The 22,814-nt window shown below is 37.1% G+C and carries 20 protein-coding genes; 14 read left to right on the top strand and 6 right to left on the bottom strand.

The genetic code is table 11. The features are described from left to right. The 6 genes from H4J75_RS19980 to H4J75_RS13495 form a co-directional block, all read left to right on the top strand. Positions 1 to 182, top strand: a 182-nt coding sequence (locus H4J75_RS19980; RefSeq protein ID WP_220465317.1) for a hypothetical protein, incomplete at its 5' end; no start/stop codon positions are given. A 113-nt stretch (positions 183 to 295) separates the two neighbouring features. After that, entirely contained in the window at positions 296 to 757 is a 462-nt protein-coding gene (locus H4J75_RS13515; RefSeq protein ID WP_182222442.1) for a hypothetical protein, read from the top strand. 386 nt (positions 758 to 1,143) lie between these two features. Beyond that, complete coding sequence (locus tag H4J75_RS13510; RefSeq protein ID WP_182222441.1) at positions 1,144 to 1,539, top strand: hypothetical protein; 396 nt, start codon at positions 1,144 to 1,146, stop codon at positions 1,537 to 1,539. A gap of 393 nt (positions 1,540 to 1,932) precedes the next feature. Then, positions 1,933 to 2,358, top strand: coding sequence for a hypothetical protein (locus H4J75_RS13505; protein ID WP_182222440.1), 426 nt, complete (start codon positions 1,933 to 1,935; stop codon positions 2,356 to 2,358). A gap of 20 nt (positions 2,359 to 2,378) precedes the next feature. Then, on the top strand, positions 2,379 to 2,969 hold the full coding sequence (locus H4J75_RS13500) for an RHS repeat-associated core domain-containing protein (protein WP_220465316.1): 591 nt from the start codon (positions 2,379 to 2,381) through the stop codon (positions 2,967 to 2,969). Positions 2,970 to 4,036: 1,067 nt separating this feature from the next. After that, positions 4,037 to 4,861: a hypothetical protein gene (locus H4J75_RS13495; protein ID WP_182222439.1), complete on the top strand. Its 825-nt coding sequence runs from the start codon at positions 4,037 to 4,039 to the stop codon at positions 4,859 to 4,861. 228 nt (positions 4,862 to 5,089) lie between these two features. Here H4J75_RS13495 and H4J75_RS13490 read toward each other — a convergent pair whose 3' ends face one another. Continuing rightward, positions 5,090 to 7,273, bottom strand: coding sequence for a prolyl oligopeptidase family protein (locus H4J75_RS13490; protein ID WP_182222438.1), 2,184 nt, complete (start codon positions 7,271 to 7,273; stop codon positions 5,090 to 5,092). 191 nt (positions 7,274 to 7,464) lie between these two features. Here H4J75_RS13490 and H4J75_RS13485 point away from each other — a divergent pair, with 191 nt between their 5' ends. Both H4J75_RS13485 and H4J75_RS13480 read left to right on the top strand, forming a co-directional pair. Continuing rightward, positions 7,465 to 8,310, top strand: a complete 846-nt coding sequence (locus tag H4J75_RS13485) for a carboxylate/amino acid/amine transporter (protein WP_182215948.1) — start codon at positions 7,465 to 7,467, stop codon at positions 8,308 to 8,310. A gap of 214 nt (positions 8,311 to 8,524) precedes the next feature. Beyond that, positions 8,525 to 8,959: a GNAT family N-acetyltransferase gene (locus H4J75_RS13480; RefSeq protein WP_182215950.1), complete on the top strand. Its 435-nt coding sequence runs from the start codon at positions 8,525 to 8,527 to the stop codon at positions 8,957 to 8,959. Between the two features lie 83 nt (positions 8,960 to 9,042). On the opposite strand, the gene H4J75_RS13475 is transcribed toward H4J75_RS13480, so the two are convergent. Then, positions 9,043 to 9,924 (bottom strand): LysR family transcriptional regulator, encoded by an 882-nt coding sequence (locus H4J75_RS13475; protein WP_182215951.1) that lies wholly within the window; start codon positions 9,922 to 9,924, stop codon positions 9,043 to 9,045. Between the two features lie 132 nt (positions 9,925 to 10,056). Here H4J75_RS13475 and H4J75_RS13470 point away from each other — a divergent pair, with 132 nt between their 5' ends. Both H4J75_RS13470 and H4J75_RS13465 read left to right on the top strand, forming a co-directional pair. Next, positions 10,057 to 11,238 carry an acyl-CoA dehydrogenase gene (locus H4J75_RS13470; protein ID WP_182222437.1) on the top strand — a complete coding sequence of 394 codons (1,182 nt, stop codon included), beginning with the start codon at positions 10,057 to 10,059 and terminating at the stop codon, positions 11,236 to 11,238. Next, a complete protein-coding gene (locus tag H4J75_RS13465) occupies positions 11,238 to 12,479 on the top strand; it encodes a CaiB/BaiF CoA-transferase family protein (protein WP_182222436.1) in 1,242 nt (413 codons plus the stop codon). The genes H4J75_RS13470 and H4J75_RS13465 overlap by 1 nt, the downstream gene beginning before the upstream one ends. Positions 12,480 to 12,514: 35 nt before the next feature. On the opposite strand, the gene H4J75_RS13460 is transcribed toward H4J75_RS13465, so the two are convergent. Further along, on the bottom strand, positions 12,515 to 13,336 hold the full coding sequence (locus H4J75_RS13460) for a sterol desaturase family protein (RefSeq protein ID WP_182222435.1): 822 nt from the start codon (positions 13,334 to 13,336) through the stop codon (positions 12,515 to 12,517). Next, the gene (locus H4J75_RS13455) at positions 13,327 to 13,791 is read right to left on the bottom strand and encodes an SRPBCC family protein (RefSeq protein ID WP_182222434.1); all 465 of its coding nucleotides are present in this window, start codon (positions 13,789 to 13,791) and stop codon (positions 13,327 to 13,329) included. Before H4J75_RS13455 ends, H4J75_RS13460 begins: the two co-directional genes overlap by 10 nt. Before the next feature lie 97 nt (positions 13,792 to 13,888). Here H4J75_RS13455 and H4J75_RS13450 point away from each other — a divergent pair, with 97 nt between their 5' ends. Beyond that, positions 13,889 to 14,896: an AraC family transcriptional regulator gene (locus H4J75_RS13450; protein WP_182222433.1), complete on the top strand. Its 1,008-nt coding sequence runs from the start codon at positions 13,889 to 13,891 to the stop codon at positions 14,894 to 14,896. Positions 14,897 to 15,061: 165 nt separating this feature from the next. Here the strand turns inward: H4J75_RS13450 and H4J75_RS13445 are convergent, their stop codons facing one another. Further along, positions 15,062 to 18,301, bottom strand: a complete 3,240-nt coding sequence (locus tag H4J75_RS13445; protein ID WP_182222432.1) for a TonB-dependent receptor — start codon at positions 18,299 to 18,301, stop codon at positions 15,062 to 15,064. A 610-nt stretch (positions 18,302 to 18,911) separates the two neighbouring features. Between H4J75_RS13445 and H4J75_RS13440 the strand changes: the two genes are divergently transcribed. Together H4J75_RS13440 and H4J75_RS13435 are read left to right on the top strand one after the other, a co-directional pair. After that, the gene (locus tag H4J75_RS13440) at positions 18,912 to 19,181 is read left to right on the top strand and encodes a transketolase-like TK C-terminal-containing protein (protein ID WP_182222431.1); all 270 of its coding nucleotides are present in this window, start codon (positions 18,912 to 18,914) and stop codon (positions 19,179 to 19,181) included. A 298-nt stretch (positions 19,182 to 19,479) separates the two neighbouring features. Beyond that, entirely contained in the window at positions 19,480 to 21,117 is a 1,638-nt protein-coding gene (locus tag H4J75_RS13435) for an endonuclease (RefSeq protein WP_182215966.1), read from the top strand. Between the two features lie 119 nt (positions 21,118 to 21,236). Here the strand turns inward: H4J75_RS13435 and H4J75_RS13430 are convergent, their stop codons facing one another. Beyond that, positions 21,237 to 21,878, bottom strand: coding sequence for a TetR/AcrR family transcriptional regulator (locus tag H4J75_RS13430; protein ID WP_182215968.1), 642 nt, complete (start codon positions 21,876 to 21,878; stop codon positions 21,237 to 21,239). A 201-nt stretch (positions 21,879 to 22,079) separates the two neighbouring features. Between H4J75_RS13430 and deoD the strand changes: the two genes are divergently transcribed. Further along, positions 22,080 to 22,784 (top strand): purine-nucleoside phosphorylase, encoded by a 705-nt coding sequence (gene deoD / locus H4J75_RS13425; protein ID WP_182215970.1) that lies wholly within the window; start codon positions 22,080 to 22,082, stop codon positions 22,782 to 22,784. Positions 22,785 to 22,814 lie beyond the last annotated feature (30 nt).

Genomic DNA, 22,814 nt, shown 5'->3' with positions numbered 1-22,814 from the left:
GGATTAGCCTTATAAAACAACAAATTAAATGCTTTGTGTTGAATTGGTTGTTATCCTTTAATGATAGATATAAAGCCGATATGACATCACAAGAAATTTTAAAATCAGCGACGGTTAATGCGGCTATAAGTGTGATAATTCATTTTTTTATGAAAAGTGGAGATGTGATATTTTCATTGTAAACTTTATAGTTAAAGTCCTCATAAACGGGGATTTATTATAATATGTCAACCTTAATGCATAATTAGGAAGGGAATATATGGCAAACATACTTTTCAAGCTATTGGGAGTTATTATGCTGTTAGCATCATATTCATCCAATGCTTCATTGGTTATTACAGCCTCACAAATTAATGAAATTAACGACAAACTTGCAAAAGCAGCCAGTAATTGTGATTTTAAAGCATCAACAAAGTTTTACTTTAAAGATACTAAGTTTTTTAACTACTCATCAATTAGTGGAGTAGAGTCGGTAGAAGAACAAAATTTTGATGAAGCGATTACAGCAATTAAATATGCAATGGCCGCTTGCCCTCTCAAGTTAGATAGAGAAGAGCCTATTGTTGAAGATATTAAGGTTGCCGATTCTGGGCAATCAGCCGAATTTATATTTGAGTCTTTACATTATCTAAAGGCAAAAGATGGAACTATGTATCAAAGTCATGCTAATGGAAAAACGATATTTGGCGTTGTTGACGGACGTATTGTTATTTTAGAATCGCATTACAAAGGCTTATCGTTTGAAGTGGTAGAGTAAGAAAAAGTAATTAATACTTTTGATTCCTAAGCCCCTTATGATGAGATCTCACAAGGGGCTTTATTTTGGCTGTTTTTGAAGCCAAAGGGCTAAACGCACTTTGAGGCAGCGCAGAATTATTTTACTTATATATCTTCTACTTTGTCATTTCTAAGAGAATCTCGGCTCCTTACTGCAATCAGTGATGATTTTTGTCTTTGGTAATTTTTCAGCGGAAACGTGGAACATTTATTTTGGAACAATGGAAGCTCATTATTGGACTGATGGTAGTTTAATAGCGGAATATACAATCATCATCCAAAGTAGGCAGTGCATTAAATCTGGGGGTAGAAGCTTCTAAAAAGCTTATAGATGCGCTCTAAGAGTTAATTATAAGGTTAATTATCATGATGGATAACAATACAAATAGTTCATATAAGTATTATTTTGCGAAATACAATAATTTTTTTATAATGCTTTATGCTATGAATTTCTCTTTAATAGTTGGCTGTTTATATGCTTATATATTTAAAGATATGACTATTATAAAATTAATGAATATTCTCGGATTAGGAGTTCCTCTTCTTACGCTATGTTGCATGATTTCTTTCTTAATTAAAGATATTTTTTTAATTAAAAAAGATAAAGCGATGTGCAAAGCTTTAAACACAGAATACGATGATTTTTTATTGGGATATAAATCAGATACGAGGGACCAAATCAGAGAAAAATATAATATAGGTATAGCTAAAAATGGTAAATGCGATTTATTAATTGAAGAGCTTTCAATGAATAAAAAGTAAAAATGATAGATGAAAGAAATAAAATGAGTTGGTGACACTTGAGAGCTATTCTCATTTTACCTTATGCTATATTTTGAACTCAAAACCCTTTGTGAAGTGACCCCATAAATTTGGTTACTTCTTCAAGGGCTTTATCTAATACCTATAGGGATACGAAAAAATAAAAGGGATCGGTGACACTTGAGAATAGATCTCATTTAATTGTTGATTCCTCTTTTATTCAATAAAAAAATGCAAAAAGCCAAAGCAGTTAATTTCTTAGCCGCTTCTTACATAGTTACTTTAAACCAAGTGTTACGATGTTCGTATTGTAAGCGAGAAGTAAAAAAATTGCAGTTATAACAAGTGCAGTTGAAGGTGTTAGAAAAGTAATGACGGAGGCTTTAAAATAAGATGATAAAACTTAAATACTTAATTTATATAAAAGAAATTAAATTATCACGGAAAAATTTTCCATGGACATTCTATGGACTCATTGGGCTGAATTTAAGTGTAATCGTTACTTCCATTGTAGTTGGGTTAGGAAAGAAAAAGGAACTTTTTGAAATTATTAGTGCTATGCCGTATGGTTTTTTAATTGTGACTTGTGTCAGTTTAGCAATATTTCCTTTTGTAGATATTTGGGAGAATATTGCTGACAGAGTTATGTGCTTGAATCTCGATTTAGATTATCAAACTGAGTTTTTAGATCGTTATGATATCAACACGCAAGAAAAAATTCGAGATGCATATATTAAAGGGCAAAAAGATAAAATTTCTGATACAAAAATTAAAGAAATAATTAATCAAATAAATCTAGTCTACGATAGTAAAAAATAGAAAACACTCACCCAAAATGGTTGTTTTTTGAATCCAAAAAATTAACTAAGCCACCCATAATAACTTTTGGTGAAACGATTGGAACACAAAGTGACGATGTAGGTTATACCGGACATAAGTTCGATACAGATATTGGCTTAAGTTATATGCAAGCACGATACTATGATCCAGTTATAGGGCGTTTCTACTCTAATGATCCGGTTGGGTTTACAGGTGAAGTTGATACTTTTAACCGTTATTCATATGTAGCGAATAATCCTTATAAATATACAGATCCAGCAGGTGAAGCTAAGGTTTATACATGGAATGCAGGAAAAAAAGCTAATGGCGAAAACAGCATCGCTGGTCATGCAGCAACGATGACAAATAATGGAACCTATGTTAGTAAATTCCCAACAAATGGAAATGGTAGTCCAGCAGAGTTTCATACATACGAACAAGATGTAGCTATATATGGTAGGGAACCCGATGTAATAATTGATGTGAAGCCTCCAGGTATAGGTGCAGCAAATGATTTTGCTAAGAATTTAATTTCTGACTCTGATCAAGAATGGTCAATTAATAATAATTGTGCGGATGCCGCTGTTAGTGTAATAAATTCAGGAGGATAAGATGTTTTTGCTGGGGGGATTCAATCACCAAATTCTGTTGACTTTAATTTAAAAGGTGATGCTAAAACAAAAGATAACATTACAGTTATTAAGGACGAATAAATGAATAAAAAAATGATAATAATTTTGATTGAATTAATACTATGGATTCCGATTATCATAGCTATATTTCATTTCCCAACTATAGTAACGCTATTCAATAAAATACTGTTATTGTTCGGGGTTAATACTCAAGATACCCATTTATCTTTGGGTAGTTACATACTTCTAGCGTATTTCATTATTGGACCAATTATGCAAATAATGATTTTCAAGTATGCAATAACGAACCTAAATATTAAGAAACCAACAAGATTAATATTTACGACTGTAGTTATTCTAAGTTCGATTTTAGCAGCAGGTTTATATATAAATGGAAAAATATTATTGAGTTAACCTTCAATAAAAGGGGTCGGTGACACTTGAGAACTATTCTCATTTGATCTCATGCTATATTTTGAATACAAAGCCCTTTGTGAAGTAACCCCATAAATTTGGTTACTTCTTCAAAGGCTTTATCTAATACCTTTAGGGATACGTAAGTAGGTTTAGATTCAATATGATAATAAAATGTTGCTAACAACTAAATGAATAAAATGAAACTTACTACGATTATCAGACGCTGCATTATTTTAGCGTCATTTATTATTACAAATTCATTTGTAAACAATCAGATAAGTGATGCTCAAGTCTATCAGTTAATGGATACGTCAGGTGTCACCACTTATTAGGCCACCCATAATAACTTATGCTGTTTTGTTTTAATAAACTAAACTTAAGTTACCTTTATTAAGTCGAGTGATTTTTATACCTAAACCTAGTTCATAACAAGTTAGTTTATTGGATACACCTTTTTATCTCATTTGCGGTCGCTCTGTACGCAAGACTTTTGTTTGTGGGGTTGATAATGAAAATGGGGCATAACTTGTATTTATAGATAGTTTTTTAATGGAATTTAGCGACTTACTTCTAATGGTAAAGTCACTAAAGATTTTTAAACATATAGTTTAATAAACCTGGAGAACAACATGAAAAAATTTACTACGTTTATAGCTCGCTGCATTATTTTAGTGTCGACTATCATCACAACATCGTATGCCAATGATCAGATAACAGATAAACAAATATATCAGTTAATGGATAAATCAGGGATAACCCAGTCAATTGAAGGACTACCGCTACAATTGCAAGCGATGGGACAACAAATGGCTTTAACGGCTAAAAATCCAGTTGAACATGAAAAATTTATGCAAGTGTTTGTATCGTCATTAAATCCTGATGTGATGCTAAACAAAATGACTGAAAACATAAGGAAGAATGTCTCATTAGCTGAACTACAGCCGATTCTTAAGTGGTTGGATAGTGATCTTGCTTCTCGCGTTGTAAGTGCTGAGCTTCAATCTACCGATCCAAAGTTTCAGCAAAACTTAATGCTTTATATGGCTGAGTTGCAATCAAGCCCGCCATCTCCTGAGAGAACAAAAGTAATTATTCATTATGTTGAGTCATCAGAAATTGTAGAACAAGGGATGAATTTGATGATGGCGATGTTAGAAAATATGTTTGAAGCGTTGAAAATTACCCAACCAGAAAATGTTGAGCTTGCCACGCAACTCGATGCTCAATTAGAACAAATGGCGGTCAATATAAAGCCTTCAATGGAACAGCAAATGGTTTTAACGTCATATTTTATTTATCGTGACATCAGTAATGAAGATCTAAATGAATATAGTAATTTTTATAAGCAAGCTACCGGGAAAAAGTATTTGTCGCTGATGGTCGGTGCTATTGGCGATGGAATGAATGATTGGGGTACATCACTTATTCATCAAATATCAAAAGACAAAAGCTAGAGTTCTAAGGTTGTGGGTATTTATTTACCCATATTAGCCTCGAAAGGTACTTTAAATAAAGGTACGGAAACGAAGTTCCTTATAGCTATTGATAACAAGACTTCGTTACTGCTATTAATAAAAAGTCTGTTTAACGACGTTAAACAGACTTCAAAAAACCTACGGTGATAATTAGACAAGTGCTGCTAATTATCCTGCCACTATCATCAGTTTTACGCTATAAAACTGTTAATTATTTGCTAACTTTTGCATTAAATAAGTATGTTGCAGTGCGATTCGCTTGGCGGTTTCTTTAAGGTTGGCAGCAGCAGAGTGCCCACCATCAATGTTTTCATAGTATAAAAATTTATGCCCTTGATCTTCCATGCGTTTCGCTACTTTTCGAGCATGTCCCGGATGAACACGATCATCCTTAGTCGATGTTATAAAGAAGACTTCTGGGTAATCTACAGCAGGGTCAATATTATGATAAGGCGAAATGCTTCGTAAAAACTTACCTTCAATTTCGTTTTCAGGGTCGCCATATTCGCCCATCCATGAGGCACCTGCTAATAGTGTATGATAGCGCATCATATCAAGCAGGGGCACAGCACATATTACCGCATTGAATAAATCTGGACGTTGGGTAAACATCACCCCCATTAACAAGCCTCCATTTGAGCCACCTTCGATACCTAAATGCTCAGGAGACGTTATTTTTTTGGTGATTAAATCTTGAGCGACAGCAATAAAATCATCATAAATACGTTGGCGATTGGTTTTTAAACCAGCCTGATGCCATTTAGGTCCATATTCGCCACCGCCTCTAATGTTGGCTAAGACATAGACACCGCCTCTTTCTAACCACAACTTTCCGCGAGTAGCCGAATAACTAGGGTTTAGAGAAACTTCAAAGCCGCCATAGCCATACAAAAGAGTTGGGTTTTTACCATCTAACTTTGTGTTCTTGTGTCGAACAACAAAGTAGGGAACTTGAGTACCGTCGGTTGAAGAAACAAAAAATTGTTCACTGACCATGCTTTCAGCATCAAACCAGCTAGGTAAAGATTTAGCTTTAGCTTTTTCGCCTGTTGCGGTGTTATAAGTATAAAGTGTGTCAGGATTAAGAAAGCTCTCTGCTGAAATAAAAGCAATTTCTTCTTTACTGTTGGTACTGCCAATTGATACGGAACCATTAGCTGGAAAGTCTAATTTTTTAGAGGTCCATTTATTGTCATGCCAATCGAATTGATGAGCAGAGCCGGTTACATCATGGTAGATGCTCATCAGTACTTTAGATTTTGTGACGCCAAAGTTACCAATTGAAGATTTTTCATCAGGACTAAAAACAAGGTTAACAAGGTTAATTTTGCCATCATTCATAAAATCATCAATGTTAAAGCTGACTAAGTCGCCTAGTTTAAATTCACGCCAGTTTTCGTTTAATTTGACAATCATTTGCCCTTTAAACTCACCACTTAAATTTGATTTTTTAGGTATTGGTAATTTGATTTTTTCACTGATGCTGCCATCACTTTTGCGTGGAAACCAATAATATTCGGTGTCATAAAAGGTTAATGCCCGGGTAGTAATAATTTCGCGGCGGCCATCACTTAGCTCTGTTATGCCCCCCCAATAGCCAACATCTGTTTGCTCGCCACGGTCAATTTCAACGGCACTCGATAACGCAGTACCGCGTTGCCATAGTTTAGAAACCATAGGGTAACCAGAAGTTGTCATGGTGTTTTCACCAAAATCAACCCCGATAATCAAGGTGTTCTTGTCTAGCCAATCTATACTGCCTTTGCTTTCTTGGGTGATAAAACCATCGGTTACAAAAGTTTGAGTTTTGGTATTAAACTCACGTTGAATAACGGCATCTTTACCGCCATCAGAAAGGCTGACCATGCAAATTTCGTAATCAGGTGAAAGGCAGTTATTGCCTTTGTAGACCCAGTTTTTATTTTCACTTTTTGACAGAGCGTCAAAGTCTAAAACAGTTTGCCAAACCGGAGTGTCTGAAAGGTAACTACTGAGGGTCGATTTTCTCCATATCCCCCTTTCATGTTGTTCATCTTGCCAAAAATTATGCACTTCTCCATTTCGATAAGACGCGTATGGAATTTTGTCTTTACTGTTAACAATCTCCAACACTTCGCTATTCATTTTTTCAAATAGAGGGTCTGCCATTAAGCGGTCGAGGGTGCGGGTATTCCAGCTTTTTACTTCAGTTAATGCTTTGTCACCTAAAACTTCCTCAAGATATAAATGATCTTGATCAGTTTTTCCTAAGGTGTCGTAGGTAATAGTTTTATCAAGGTTTTCCACTTTCATTACGGGGGCCTTATTAGGTTCTTTATCATTTTGGCAAGCGGTGAGTGAAAGTGCTGCGCATAAAAATAGGGTTTTCTTGGGGTGATTCAATACAGACATAGTTCCCTTCTATTAAGATTTTGCTGAATATGTATCAATATAAACAGAGTTCGGCATTACATTCAAGTCGCAGCTGAAATAATTGATTTTGCTTGGTTTAGTCTTTATATAGCTTGTTGCGATCTTTTATTGTTTATACCGTAATTAATAACAGATAGACTGCGGTCATTAATTACTTAACGATAGAATTTATGGGCTATTTATTTGCAGTTACCCTGCTATGGGCATTTTCATTTAGTTTAATTGGCGTTTATTTGGCAGGGCAGGTTGATGCATGGTTTAGTGTGCTTATGCGTATAACGCTTGCTACCTTAGTCTTTTTACCTTTTTTGAAATTAACACAAACACCAAAGCCCTTAGCGCTAAAGCTTATGATGATAGGCGCTGTGCAACTTGGCGTTATGTATAGCTTTTATTATCATTCCTTTTTATATTTATCTGTACCGGAAGTCTTATTGTTTACGGTAATGACGCCTATCTATATTACGCTATTAAATGATGCCCTTGAAAAACACTTTAACCCTAAATTTTTTCTAACTGCCGTTATCGCCGTCGGTGGCGCTGTAGCTATCCGTTATGAAAGTATTAACAGCAACTTTTGGACAGGCTTTCTGCTCGTACAAGCAGCCAACATCTGTTTTGCAACCGGACAAGTTACTTACAAACGCTTAATGGCTAATAGCAAGTTAGATGATAAAACGGTCTTTGGTTGGTTTTTTATTGGTGCATTAATCGTTGCTGTTGTTTGCTATGCCTTATTCGGCAATTCAGATAAATTACCCAATACAGCAACGCAATGGGGTGTCCTTATTTACCTAGGCATTGTAGCGTCGGGTTTAGGCTACTTTGGCTGGAATAAAGGTGCTACCTTAGTCAATGTCGGTGCATTAGCCGTGATGAATAATTTACTTATTCCAGCAGGTATTATTGTGAACGTACTTATTTGGAACAGAGATGCCGACCTAGTGAAATTAAGCATTGGCGCGGGCATTATTTTAGCCGCATTATTATTCAACCATATAAATAATAGAGAATAGTATTTATAAAGGCTCTACTTATTGTTAGTTTCAACGTACGACTTTATTCAAAAGGGCAATGACTAAATTTAGTTGTCTGAAACAATGAACAGCGCTTTATAACGTGCTTACGGTTTCTCTTTTATTGATAAAAGATGATAAAAAGACTAGTCATTATTTTACGATAGTAGTCGACAATTGTTAGCCACTTGTTGTGATGTTAAATAAGGAATATATGCAGAACTTTTCATGGGTCTACGACCAAGCCGACATTGATTGGCAGCAGTTATCAAGGTTATATCGTATTGCGCCTTTAGGTAATAAAGCCAAAGACGACCTTAATATTGTTTTTTCAAACAGTAAATTTAAATGCTTTATTTATGAAAAACAAAAGCTTATTGGTGCAGGGAGAGCTTTAGCTGACGGACTTGATTGTTCATATATATGTGACGTTGCCATTCATCCTGAATATCAAGGGATGGGGTTAGGGCGTAAAATGATTAATCAATTAGTTGAGTTATCTTTCGGACATAAAAAAATAATATTATATGCTAATCCGGGTAAAGAAGGTTTTTATAAAAAGCTTGGCTTTAAACAAATGAATACGGCAATGGCTATTTTTAGTAATGAACAGCAGGCAATCGATGTTGGCATATTAAGTTCAACATAAGGTCAATCTATAAAGACCAAAACAACGAAGATAATTTTCTATGTTGCCTAAGCCTAAGCCTAAGCTATAGCCAGCAATAATACTTAGTTGATAGGATCGAGTGTAGAGGTTAAACAAGTCATAAAAGCTTTACTCGCTTTAGAAAGGTAATGATCTTTTTTCCATGCCAAACTCAATTTAAAGGCGAGTTTTGGTTCAAACGGAATTGATGTTATCTGCTGTTCATTTTGCAAAATACGCGATAAACAGGTGGTGATACCGACTTCATTGCGAACCAATGATTTTTGCAGTTCAATAAGATTCGTTTCCATACGTATGTCTAATGATAAGTTATGCGCTTTTGCATAGTGGCTAACCACTTCACGTAAAAAATAACCTTGATGAAACAACACCAGTGGCTCTTGACAAAATTGTGCCAATGATAAAGTTTCTTCTTTTGCTAGCGGGTGTGAAATCGCCATAGCAGCAACAATTTCCTCATCAATAAGCTCGGTATAACGCAGTTGTTGATTCTCTAAATCACCGCGGATCAAGGCTAAGTCGAGTTCGCCATTCATTAACATTTTCTCGAGTGCCGCTGTGCCTTGGTCAATCAAGTGTATTTTTATTTTTGGATACTTTTGCTTAAATGCCGTTAATACTTTCGGAAAATAATATGAGCCCATCATCGCGGAAACACCAAAGCGAATGGTACCTCGTTCTAAATCTTTCAGTTCTTCTAACTCTAATTCAACTTGTTTTGCTTGGCTTAATAATTGTGTTGCCAGTTTATAGAGCACTTCACCTTCAGCGGTTAATAAGGAGTTTTTATCGGTACGATTAATTAGCTTCAAACCAACTTCTTGTTCTAGCTTTTGAATAGCTATACTCAATGCTGGCTGAGCAATACCTATTTTATGTGCAGCCCGAGTAAAATTGCCTAATAAGGCTAATTGACAAAAATATGCTAAACGCTTTAAATTCATATTAAGCCTACCGATAAGTAAAAGTTATGATAAATATAATAACTATATATTATATTTATTTTTATTTTGAGGATAGAGTTAACGTATAAATATAAACTTTAGCGCATAACCGCCTACTAATGGAGTTACCTGATGAGCGACAAATTAACGCCTTTCAACTGGCAAGACCCGATGTTCCTTGATAATCAATTAACCGAAGAAGAGCGTATGATACGCGATACCGCTTATGATTATTGCCAAGAAAAATTGATGCCCAGAGTACTCGAAGCCAATCGACATGAACATTTTGACCGAGAAATAATGCGTGAATTAGGTCAATTGGGTTTACTAGGGGCTACTTTGCCTGCTAAGTATGGTGGCAGTGAAGTTAATTATGTTAGCTATGGCTTAATCGCTCGTGAAGTAGAACGCGTTGACAGTGGCTATCGTAGCGCGATGAGTGTGCAATCATCACTCGTTATGCATCCTATCTATGCCTATGGTACAGAAGAGCAGCGGATGAAATATTTACCTAAACTTGCTTCCGGCGAATGGGTGGGTTGTTTCGGGTTAACTGAGCCTAATTCAGGTAGTGATCCTGCTTCAATGAGCACGCACGCCAAGAAAGTTGAGGGTGGCTATGCTTTAACGGGCAGTAAAATGTGGATCACCAATTCGCCTATCGCTGATGTGTTTGTTGTTTGGGCAAAGTTTGAAGGAATAATTCGCGGCTTTGTGCTTGAAAAAGGTATGACAGGGTTAACAGCACCGAAAATCGAGGGCAAATTTTCTTTACGTGCTTCAATCACTGGCGAAATTGTTATGGATAACGTTTTTGTACCCGATGAAAATATGTTCCCAGAGATTAAAGGCTTAGCAGGGCCTTTTGGTTGTTTAAATAAAGCGCGCTATGGCATCGCTTGGGGCTCTTTAGGGGCTGCAGAGTTCTGTTTTAATGCCGCAAGACTTTACACGATAGACCGTGAGCAATTTGGTCGCCCCTTGGCTGCTAACCAATTAATTCAAAAGAAACTTGCCGATATGCAAACTGAGATAAGTCTTGGTCTACAAGGTTGCTTACAAATGGGACGGTTAATGGATGCGGATCAATGTCCGGTTGAATTAATTTCACTATTGAAACGTAATAATTGTGGTAAGTCGCTTGATATTGCTCGTGTTGCACGTGATATGCACGGTGGCAATGGCATCAGTGATGAGTATGGGGTTATTCGCCATATGATGAATCTTGAAGCGGTTAATACCTATGAAGGTACCCATGATGTTCATGCCCTGATTTTAGGTCGTGCCATTACCGGTTTACAAGCTTTTTGCTAATGACAGATACTTTTACAAACGCAAACCCTCCATCGGCATTAGCAGGTATCAAGGTAGTCGATTTAAGCCGGATACTTGCGGGGCCTTGGGCCTCGCAAATGCTCGCTGATCTGGGGGCTGAGGTGATAAAAGTTGAACGGCCAAAAGTAGGTGATGACACCCGCTTTTGGGGGCCTCCTTTTGTAAAACCCCAAACAGCCAGTCAACCGCCACAAGCGGCGTACTTTCATTGCGCTAATCGCAACAAGAAATCTATTGCCATTGATATTCAATGTCAGCAAGGTCAACAGATCATTAAAGATTTAGTGGCGCAGTCAGACGTTTTTATTGAAAACTTTAAAGTCGGTGATTTAGCTAAATATGGTTTAGATTATGCTGAGTTGAAAAAAATTAATCCTAATTTGGTGTATTGTTCAATTACTGGCTATGGGCAAACGGGTCCTTATGCTCACAAACCCGGTTACGATGCCATGATACAAGGCGAGGGTGGCCTGATGAGTATTACCGGTGAACAGCAAGGCAGTCCAATGAAGGTTGGGGTTGCAGTCGTGGATATTATGACAGGGCTATATAGCTGTAACGCTATTTTAGCCGCTCTTATGGCTAGGCATCAAACCAAGTGTGGTCAATATATTGATATGGCTTTACTTGATGTTCAAACAGCAATGCTGGCTAATCAAGCGATGAATTACTTAACCACTAATGAAAACCCACCTCGATTAGGTAATGCACACCCAAACATCGTGCCCTATCAAACGTTTACCACCCAAGACGGTGACTTAATTTTAGCCATCGGCAATGACAGCCAATTTTCAAGGTTTTGTCATTTGTGTCAGCTAAACGAGTTTGCAGCAGACGACCGCTATAGCACGAATGCTCAACGGGTTCTTCATCGAGACGATGTGGTGTCGACATTGGCTAAAAAAATTAAGACACAAACAACGCAGTGGTGGATAGCGCAACTTGAATTGATATCAGTACCTTGTGGACCGGTAAATACCCTCGAGCAAGTATTTGACCATCCTCAAATAAAACACCGAGCTATGGTTAAGCAACTGCCAAACGATGATGGCGATTTAATCGATGTTGTGGCATCACCCATTAATCTGTCGGCGACACCTCTGCAATACCATAGTGCAGCACCCGAGTTAGGACAGCATACCTACTTTGTTTTAAAGGATATGCTTAACTATGATGATGCCATTATCTCAAGTGCTTTTGAGCAAGGTGTGGTTGCTTAGTGGTAAAAACCAGCAAAGCTTAGCGGTTATCTCACTTATTTCTCTTTAACGGAGCTGGTCGGATATCCAAAGAGTACCTTCAGTTTTGCTTTCATGCCTTTACTGGTCAACATACTGCTTATTAAATAACGCCATTGATGAAAGGTAATCGTCAGTGGATTATTACTGTGCAGTTGTCCAATAATACCGTATTTACAAGGTTTTCCAGATTCTTCTTCGGCAAAGGTGCCAAATAATTTATCCCAAATAATCAGTACCCCAGCAAAATTTTTATCCAGGTAACCCGCATTTATTGCATGGTGAACCCTGTGATGCGATGGGGTATTAAAAACTTTTTCGAACCACCCTAACTTATTCACAACTTGAGTGTGGACAAAAAATTGATAAGCCAAATTAAGTGCGACTACAGTAAATACGGTAATGGGGTCAAAACCTAGTAATATCATCGGCAACCAAAATAGCCACATACCGGCAAGCGGATACATTAAGCTCTGTCTAAAGGCGGTAGTAAAGTTCATTTTGGTCGAACTATGATGAACCACATGCGCGGCCCATAACCAATGAATATGGTGCGATGCCTTATGAAACCAATAATACAAGAAATCTTGCAAGATAAAGGCGCCAAAAATACTGATAGGGGTTAGCGCTATATCAAATAATCGATAATCATAAAGCCAATAAAAAAAGGGCATTAAAATCAGTAAGGCTATAGCATCTGCACCTTGATGCATCAAAGCCAGTGCCGTGTTGGCGAAGCTGTCTTTGATATCGTAATAGCTGCGATATTTAATAAATTCTAACGTAACAAAAATAATAAAGACTGGGCTTAGCGCCAGTAAAATAATTTCTATGGACATACCATGTCACCTTTAAAGTGTAACGCTAATTTTTTAAGTGCTTGCACTAAATCTTTTCTAATAAAAAAAGCCAGTATAAAGCTCGGTAACCACCAGGGGGCTTTGCAGCTAATATGGTAGGTAACTTCAGTGGTTGCCGGGGTGCTACTATCTTTAGCCAAATCATTTTCATTAAAATAAATGTCGCCGCGATGCTCTGCAACGGGTTTATTACCTATTATTTGATAACTTATATGGCGATGGTCAGCGCTAATAATACGCTCAGCAAATTGAATGCCACTGATTTTTATTTGCCTAATAGCGCCTTTACCACCTTTTAGTTCATCTTTATTTTGTGGTTGAATCAGGCTAAAAGTTGCATCAAAAAAACGACTTAATTGCTGGTGCTCTAGTAAGGTCTCGCAAATTTGTTGCGACGTTGCATTAATATTCTGTTTTAAGGTTATTGAGATCATAGTTACCACCACCACTCTTGATAATTACCACTAGTATAAAAAAAACTTCCGTGGCAGACTTGCTCATAGATGACCATTTTTTAGCTTTAGGTGACAAATGACTACGTTGGCCGATCATTATTATACAAGTTGCCTTGATTACCTTGAAACGCTTGGTTTAGAGAGTCAAAGCGTTTTGTCAGCGATACACTTTGATGAATACGCTAATAAGCAAGCACAACAGTTAGCGCCTCGCATTAGTTTAGGCAGTTATAATGCACTGCTTGATTATGCGCAACAGACTCTAAATGAGCCAATTTTTGGATTTAAATTAGGTCAGCAGATCAGAGCCGCCGATTTTGGTGTGCTGGGTTATCTCATCGAATCGAGTAATAATTTAGCAAGCGCAATTTCATCGCTGTTAATTTATGACCGTTTGGTCGCTGATATCGGCAAGGCTGAATTTGAACAACAAGAAGATATTGCTATTATTCGATGGTTGCCAGACGCAAGCTGCAGCCCGCAGGCTATTTTACGTAATATGACGGCTTGGGTCAGTGTTATTCGCCAATTGCTTAACTCCCAGCTTTCACCTAGTTATATTTTTTTTACTGAGTCTTGGCCTGATATTGAAATAAAGAGACTCGCTGATTGGTTTAACTGCCCGATTAAAACTAATGCACAATATAATCAAATTATCTTTCCTAGTAGCTATTTAGCACTGCCTTTTAAAACTGATAACGCCGCTATTAATTTAGCACTTAAACAAGTATCGGCGCAGCAATTGTCAGGTTTTAAAAGCCAACAGTGCTTAGCCGAGAAAATAAGCCATCTCCTAATGGCTAAAAATGATTTGGACGATTGCAATTTAATACGCACAGCAAGTGCTTTAAACATGACAGTTCGAACGGTACAACGTCAGTTAAAACAACAACAGACCTCGTTTGCTTATTTACTTGAAAGCGAACGTAAAAGGCGGTTACAAGGCTATATGGGCAAATATCCCTTAGGTACTATCGCCTTAAAACTTGGCTTTAACGATCAAAGTTCTTTTAATCGCGCATTTAAACGTTGGTATGGTTGCAGCCCTCTGTATTACTTAAAATATAAATTAATTAAAACATAAGCTTATTCTTCTGGGGGGCGCTAGATAAACCCCAGCAGGTAATGATATTTGTGAGCATTCTTATCAGTTAAAAGTTAGCCGTAAAATAAAAAAACGGCTTTGAATTAAATCAAAGCCGTTCGATTTTTATACAAAACTGTTATTAAGCAGTTTTACCAATTGGTATTAGAATTTGTAGTTAATACCTACCTTCATCTGCCAACCAGATGAGCCTAATACTGTTCGATCGTAACTGCGAGTATCAGAGCCATTATAAACTTTATCTATTTTATATTTACCATCACCATCTAAACCAGCAAAATCATAAATAGCTTGTTGTGGATAGCCCATTCGCTTTTCAACACCCCAGTCATCATTTAACATGTTAGCAAAATTGTTCACCATCAAGAATACTTCACCTTTATGACCTTCTGCAAAACCTGGGATCTGTTGCTTAATGCTTAGATCCATAGTTGTTACCCAAGGTTGTGTGCCAGTATTACGGTCAAGAATTTCACCTCGTTCGCTAATACCTGCTCGGTCTAAAAGCGCTTCTAACTCGTTCCATTTCATTCCTGAATCGGTCCAATTTACATTTGGATCTTCAGCACCTGTTGGAATGTACGCTAAGTAAGCCGAGTTTGAATAAAAGTCGCGAGTATCACCTAAGTCTTCATCTTGATAGTTACCTGTTACCCAGCTAAATGGACGGCCTGAACGACGTTCAAAGAATAAGTTGATATTGGTTTTATAACCGGCAAAAAACTCAGTTTCATAGCCTAAGTTAATTTTTAGGTTATGCTCAACTTCATAATTACCACGAGCAACGAAATCAATATTACGGCTTTTAATAACATTATTTTTGTAGTTACTTTGTGCGCGTGATGATGAGCCTGCGTGATTTTCTTCGATATCTTGATGAGCGTAAGACATGGTCATACTTAAGCCGTTGTCCCAACGCTTTGCTAGCGCTGTTGAGAAGATAATAGAGCGACCATTGTCTTGCGCGTTAGTCATTTGAATATCAAAGTTATCCTTTACATCACCGGTGTAACGGCTTTCATAGATTAGACGTTCACCATCAGCAGCGGTAATAGGATAAAGTAATGCGGTATTTTTCCAAACAGCTTCATTTTCTTTAACATGGTACATCAACTCTGTTGACCAGTTAAAGTTTTCGCCTAAGCCATCAATGTCAAAAGTGTAATCTGCGGCAATGCGGCTACGCCAACTTGAAGGGAGTTTGAAATTCGGGTCAGTATAGTTTGTACTACCAGCGCCTTTTTCAAGTGAGCTGATTATTTCGCTAGGAACATTGAAGTCAATCTCAACAAGTCTATCTTTATAATAATCTTCAACCACTTTACTTGATGCAGCAACCAGCGTAATACCGTCATTTTGAAATGGGTTGTTATACCAAACATTTGGGATACCACCTTGAAAACGACCAATACCCGCAGAAAGTGTTAGTTTTTCAGAGAATCTCCATTCAATATTAACCCGTGGTAAAATAATATCTAAACCGTCAAGATTTTCCTGGTTAGTGTAACCGTAAGTTTCTTGAAATTTGCTATTAAGTGTTGGTTTGTCGCTTGATGATAATCGTTCATAACGAACACCTGCAGTAACATTGATATCGTCTGTTAGGTCGAAGTTGTCTTCAATATAAAAGGATAGTTGGCTACGTGAAACATCGTAAGCAAGGTCTTGAGTATCGCCGGTATAGGAATTTTGATAAGTAAATTCGCCATATCTAGCTAAATCACGTGCGGCAAAATCTTTAAAGCTTGCAAACTCCCAAGACCCTAGTGAATTAGCCCCAAATAAGTTGTATAAGTTTAAATCTTCATATTGGAGACCAAAATTAATTTCATGGTCATCCATCAAGTAAGTCGCATCTAACGACAATGTCAGGTTTTGAGTGGCTGATTCATTGGCATGACGGAACTGGTCTTGTCCAAAAACAAACTGTGGACCACGATATTCTGTAATAGCGGTTATTTCACCGATATCACTATTAGTATTGCTATCTGTTGCAACATCTTTGTAGCTTATGCCCATTTCAGTACTGAAGTCATTAGTCCAGTCTGAATAAATTTTAGTGGCGAAGTTATTAAATGTAGTTGCATAAGTATAGCGGTTTGATGCCATGCTAACGGTTGTACCACCGGTACCGGCATTACGTTCATCTTGATCATCTTGCCATTGGTAGGTGAAATCAAGTCGGTGATCATCATTGATGTTCCAGCTTAATTTAGCTAATAACGTTTCATTGGTGTCTTCTTGATCGCCACCTAAAGAATCAGTGCGGCCATAAACATCACCTAAAATTGTATTGAAGTCATCAAATTGCTCTTGAGAAATATCGTATTCATGGGTAGCGCCGCTGCCTTGGAAACCATAATCCATGGCCAACTCACTAGACCAGTTACTATAGTTAACAAAGAAAAATAGTTTGTCTTCTATAATAGGGCCGCCAACGTTAAAACCAAAACGTGATTGTGTTTTGATAGGGGCAACCGTTTTCGTAACAAATGTTTGATGGTCATCATCATCTAATATATTACGTACTCTGGGGTTCTTTTTATCAACGTCTGAATCAGTATAATAAACTTCAGTTGCTATATCGATTGTTTGAACATCACCAGCCATATCCGGTGTTGAAGTTTCAGCAAAGCCTGAAAATTTAAATTCATTAGATCCTGATTTAGTCACTGCATTAATGGTACCACCACCAAAGTTACCTTTTTGTGCTGAAAATGGTGACACATCGACTGATATTTGCGCAATAGCATCTAACGATATTGGTGGTTGCTCTGTTGGGTAGCCACCATAGTTAAGTCCAAAGTCATCATTCTGGCCAATACCATCAACGGTTAAACTGTTTGAACGTGGGTTACCACCAGCAATAATTAACTCGCCGTTACCATTAATACTTGCTAATGGGTTTAAACGGGCAATGTCTTTAATATCGCGGTTAAAACTTGGCGTATTCTGAATAAGCTCTGCTCCAAAAATACTGCTTGAACCACCTGATTTTTGAAGAAAACTTGAGCCTGTTACTTGAATACGTTCAATATTATCTGCTTGTAGTTGTTGGCTAATACGATGAGTATCACCAAGATTAAGAAAAATATTATCTAAAGTGGTATCACTATATGTGTCTGAATCAATAATAACAGTATAAGGACCACCAACACGTAAACCTTTAGCGGTAAAGGTACCTGTGGCATTTGTCATAAACTCACGGCTAGTTTTTGAAGGCTCATGAATAACGGTGATTTTAACATTACTAGCGGCTTCGCCCGTAGGGCTTAGAATTTTACCTCGCATTGAAGACGAGGTATCTGCAGCCATTGCAGAAGTCGATAAGCCAACAGCGATCACAATCGCACTGGCTATTTTTGACAGTCTTAGTTTGTTCATTTTATATTTGTTCCCTAAGTTTTTAAAAAGAACCAACGTTATTCTGTAACATTTTCATTGAAATATCAGTGATCCGTTAGTTCAAATAATCTCTATAAAATAATCAACGTTTCAAATAATTATTTTTACTCTTAAGCTTTATTTAGCAATATTTTTCAATATCGAGCAGCATTTTTCTTCTATAGAGTCATCATTAAAATAATACTATCTTGTCATATGTGTCAAGTTTTACTTGACCAATTGGACAAGAAAATAATATTTTAAATAATAGTATCATAAACAATGAAACCTAAAGTAGGAGTAACCCTCTTGCCACGTAAAAAGTTAACTAATGCTATGTTTCCTTTGGGCAAGGAGAAGATGACCCAACGCATTAACCGATAGAACAACTAACCAATTTACCTACTATACCTAACCTGACAACTTGGCGTCCTTGTGATGCCACTGAATCTACTGTTGTTTGGAAAATGGCGTTTAAAAATCACCAGTGCATTAATTTTTCACGTCAAAATTTATCAGCCATACCCCGCAATGAATCACAGTTAGCAAATATTGAAAAAAGGTGCCTGCGTATTAACCACTTGTAAAGGGGCACCAGAGGTTATCTTAATTGCGACAGGCTATAGAAGTTGAACTTACTTTAAATGCTGGCAAAGTACTGACCGCGCAAGGACAAAAAGTACAAGTTGTTTCTATACTATCAACCAATATATTTGATGAACAAAGTAGCTATTGTAAAAAAGACATACTGCCAGTCGCCGTTACTAAACCTGTTGCTATCGGCGCCGTCCATAGCGATTTTTGGAGGAAGTATATCGGTTTAAGTGGCGGCATTGTTGGTCTTAGTCGTTTTGAGAGTAAGCTCTGGGTAAAGTATTAATGGCGTACTTTATTTTTACTGTTGATGAGGCTGTTAAAAAAGTTAACGTTTGGTAATAATAATTTAAAAGTAATGCCACAGCCATTAGATAATAATTTATGCTGTGGTATTAATATACAATCTGCACTATTACTTTTTGTTATTTGTTGACTACTTGGTTAAGATTATTTATCTTGGTGTCGTGTCAAATTTGCACTGTATTTGTGTACGTTTTATTCGGGTTTTATTACGGAGTTGCAAGCATTATGGATAATATAGGGAGTGTTACCATTATTTAATAAAAACATAAGGTATATAAATGAACTATAAAAATAATATTGCTGCTTTATTACTCTGTGCTACCAGCCACTATGCTGTTGCAGACGTTAATAATGGAAGCTTTGAAACATGGTTAGCAGGCTCCCCCTCGGGTTGGACGACGATTGATTCTGGTATTAGCGTGAATAAAAATACCACTGTTTTTCAAGAAGGTTTGAGTTCAGCTGAAATTACCGTTAATACCGGTACACAAGGTTCTACCGACATTCAACAACTGGTTAGTGTTGTTGCAGGGCAAACTTACGAATTTTCTGTTTGGGTTTACCATACAGAAGGTAGTATTAAAGCGCGTTTATATATCGATGGCTATCAGGGCTACTCGAATGAAAGTCTAGTTAATCAATGGCAACAAGTTACCCATAGTTATACCGCAAGCGCAACGTCAGATATTGCTGTTGGCTTACGTTTTTACGACATTGCCGGTTTTGATGGTTCTGAAATTGTCTATGTTGACTATTTTCAACCTACTCAAGCATCGGGCGGTGGGACAGGTAGTTGCAGTACCAATAATGTGACTTTTAGTTTAACCACAGATAATTACGGTTACGAAACTAGTTGGACATTAACCAACACGAGTAATCAAGAAGTTGCTAGTGGTAATAACTACGAAAGTTCGACCAGTTATAATGAAAGTTATTGTTTAGCCGATGATGATTATACTTTTACCATTAATGATACTTATGGTGATGGTATTTGCTGTACTTACGGCAATGGCTCTTATGAATTTTCTCTTGCTGGAACTGCATTAATTAACGGTGGTGACTTCAACAGTAGTGAAACCAAAACCTTTACTTTAGGTAACACAGGCGGAATTCCGGGTGGAGGAGGCAGTGGCTCAGGCACTTATTCTGGTACCTATTATGACGGCATTAGCTCGACATCAGGTTACCCGTTAAAAACAGAGCTTTATAATTTAATCAAAGATCATGCAAATCAGGGCTATTCAGCGCTATGGACCTTCTATGAAAACCATTCTTTGGATGTTTATTTTGAAAATGATGGCTCTATATTAGATATATATTCTGAAAATCCGCTGGTGAGTGACAATTATAATTTTATTAAAGTCACCGATCAGTGTGGTAATTATAGCGGTGAAGGCGGTTGTTATAATCGAGAACATACTTTCCCAAAAAGCTGGTTTGGCGGCAAAGTAGAGCCAATGAACTCTGATGTTCATCACATCTATGCAACCGACGGCTTTGTTAATTCGAAACGCGGTGGTTACCCTTACGGTGAAGTTGCCACAGCATCTTTTACTTCAACTAATAACAGTAAATTAGGCTCAGCAACCACGACTTTAGGTTATAGCGGTACTGTGTTTGAACCCATTGATGAATTTAAAGGTGATTTAGCCCGCGCACAATTTTACATGGCGACGCGTTATGAAAACTTGATTGGCGGCTGGCAGAATAATTCGGTGTATGGTGATGCTATTTTAGATGGTAGTAGTAATCAAGTTTTTGAATTATGGCAATTAGAAATGTTATTACGTTGGCATACCAATGACCCGGTCAGTCAAAAAGAAATAGATCGAAATGAAGCGGCACTTGGTCATCAAGGCAACCGTAATCCTTTTGTTGACCACCCTGAATATGTTGACAGTATCTGGGGTAATTAATTAAGGGAACTTCTCTTATTCATAGCTTTTAAAGTATTAGCTAACAAAGTAACGTTAAGGCATTTCATTTTTAAAAGTGAAATGCTTTTTTTATGTTCATATCTATCAGTGTAAATTTTTTACTTACTGATACCACAACCTTTAAGAATTATCTGGGTAAGGGTTTTAGCCACTTGTTCAAAGTCTTCATTACTTAACTTATCTTTACCCATGGCTGCGTTAACTTGTGGGGCAAAATCAGCATAATGTTGCGTGGCTCCCCAAATAGTAAAGAGTAAATAAAGTGGATCAATTGGGTCCATCTTACCTTGCTTAATCCAGCCTTCAATAGTCGCTTTAACCTCATCTATCCAAGTTTTAAAACTGGTTTTTAAGTATTCCTGCAAGCGAGGAGCACCGTGGATAAATTCACCAGCAAATATCCGAGATGCTTCAGGATTAGTTTTTGAATACATCACCTTAGCAAGAATATAATCACCTAAGACTTTAGCAGGTTCTTCAGTCGAGGTAATAATGGATGAATCCCATAAGGTAAGAATTTCTAATAATATATCAGAGTAAATAGCTTCTTTATTTTTATAATAATAATGAACATTTGCCCGTGGGATACCGGCGCGTTCAGCAATGCCTTTTATTGATGCCCCTTTAAAACCATGCTCTAAGAAATCTTGCTCGGCAGCTTTTAAAATGATCAATTGATTCTTTTTTCTGACCCGCCCGGTTGATGACGTGTTTGGTTGTTGATTCTTTATTATTGGCATATTAATCAATCATCTTTGCAGCATTTATTACCAGGGTGGCAAATATAAGCTATTTCAACAATAAAGTTAATAGTCAATTTAGGGTTTAATTTTAGCAGAATTATGATTTTACTTGACACTGGTGTCAGGTTATTTCTATTATGTGAAAATAAATAGCTATAAAATAATTAAAACATCTCTGAACTATTAGGAAAATTTATTATGCCAACACCACATATCTCAGCTAATGTCGGAGATTTTGCCGAAACGGTTATCATGCCGGGTGATCCTTTACGTGCAAAATTCATCGCAGACAACTACCTAACCAATGTTAAACAGGTCACCGAAGTTAGAAATATGTTTGGTTACACGGGCGAATACAAAGGTAAACGTATTTCAGTGATGGGCTCAGGTATGGGGATCCCTTCGATGTCTATTTATGCGACTGAGCTTTACCGAGATTATGGCGTTGAAAATATTATTCGTGTTGGTAGTTGTGGTTCAATTCGTGACGATATACAACTTGAAGATATCGTTATTGCTATGGGTGCCAGCACCGACTCTAATGTTAATCGTCAACGATTGAATAATTATGATTTTGCGGCTATAGCTAACTATGAGTTACTCGAAAAAGTGGTTAGCACCGCGAAGCGTTTAGGCAAAACGCCGAAAGTAGGTAATGTTTTTTCAGCTGACTTGTTTTATGTACCAGAATTTGAAGTATTCGCGAAGTTAGAACAATATGGCATTCTTGCGGTAGAAATGGAAGCGGCTGGTCTTTATGGCGTTGCTGCTGAATTAGGTAAAAAAGCGCTATGCCTGCTAACAGTAAGTGATCATATTAAAACGGGCGAAAAAATGTCAGCAGAAGATCGTCAGTTAAAATTTGGCGAAATGATTGAAGTTACTCTAGAAAGTATTCTTTAGTTTTAGTACGCATATTTGTATAGGTAATTA

It is taken from the genome of Colwellia sp. BRX10-1 (assembly GCF_014077545.1).
In the GTDB taxonomy this organism is placed as follows: Bacteria; Pseudomonadota; Gammaproteobacteria; order Enterobacterales; family Alteromonadaceae; genus Colwellia_A.
Note: the sequence above shows the minus strand (reverse complement) of the source record. Positions and strands in the feature narration are given on the sequence as shown.

Bases quoted from the DNA above. Each gene is read 5' to 3' on its own strand.
- H4J75_RS13515 (WP_182222442.1), top strand. From the start codon at position 296: ATGCTGTTAGCATCATATTCATCCAATGCTTCATTGGTTATTACAGCC.
- H4J75_RS13510 (WP_182222441.1), top strand. From the start codon at position 1,144: ATGATGGATAACAATACAAATAGTTCATATAAGTATTATTTTGCGAAA.
- H4J75_RS13505 (WP_182222440.1), top strand. From the start codon at position 1,933: ATGATAAAACTTAAATACTTAATTTATATAAAAGAAATTAAATTATCA.
- H4J75_RS13495 (WP_182222439.1), top strand. From the start codon at position 4,037: ATGAAAAAATTTACTACGTTTATAGCTCGCTGCATTATTTTAGTGTCG.
- H4J75_RS13490 (WP_182222438.1), bottom strand. From the start codon at position 7,273: ATGTCTGTATTGAATCACCCCAAGAAAACCCTATTTTTATGCGCAGCA.
- H4J75_RS13485 (WP_182215948.1), top strand. From the start codon at position 7,465: ATGGGCTATTTATTTGCAGTTACCCTGCTATGGGCATTTTCATTTAGT.
- H4J75_RS13480 (WP_182215950.1), top strand. From the start codon at position 8,525: ATGCAGAACTTTTCATGGGTCTACGACCAAGCCGACATTGATTGGCAG.
- H4J75_RS13475 (WP_182215951.1), bottom strand. From the start codon at position 9,924: ATGAATTTAAAGCGTTTAGCATATTTTTGTCAATTAGCCTTATTAGGC.
- H4J75_RS13470 (WP_182222437.1), top strand. From the start codon at position 10,057: ATGAGCGACAAATTAACGCCTTTCAACTGGCAAGACCCGATGTTCCTT.
- H4J75_RS13465 (WP_182222436.1), top strand. From the start codon at position 11,238: ATGACAGATACTTTTACAAACGCAAACCCTCCATCGGCATTAGCAGGT.
- H4J75_RS13460 (WP_182222435.1), bottom strand. From the start codon at position 13,336: ATGTCCATAGAAATTATTTTACTGGCGCTAAGCCCAGTCTTTATTATT.
- H4J75_RS13455 (WP_182222434.1), bottom strand. From the start codon at position 13,791: ATGATCTCAATAACCTTAAAACAGAATATTAATGCAACGTCGCAACAA.
- H4J75_RS13450 (WP_182222433.1), top strand. From the start codon at position 13,889: ATGACTACGTTGGCCGATCATTATTATACAAGTTGCCTTGATTACCTT.
- H4J75_RS13445 (WP_182222432.1), bottom strand. From the start codon at position 18,301: ATGAACAAACTAAGACTGTCAAAAATAGCCAGTGCGATTGTGATCGCT.
- H4J75_RS13435 (WP_182215966.1), top strand. From the start codon at position 19,480: ATGAACTATAAAAATAATATTGCTGCTTTATTACTCTGTGCTACCAGC.
- H4J75_RS13430 (WP_182215968.1), bottom strand. From the start codon at position 21,878: ATGCCAATAATAAAGAATCAACAACCAAACACGTCATCAACCGGGCGG.
- deoD (WP_182215970.1), top strand. From the start codon at position 22,080: ATGCCAACACCACATATCTCAGCTAATGTCGGAGATTTTGCCGAAACG.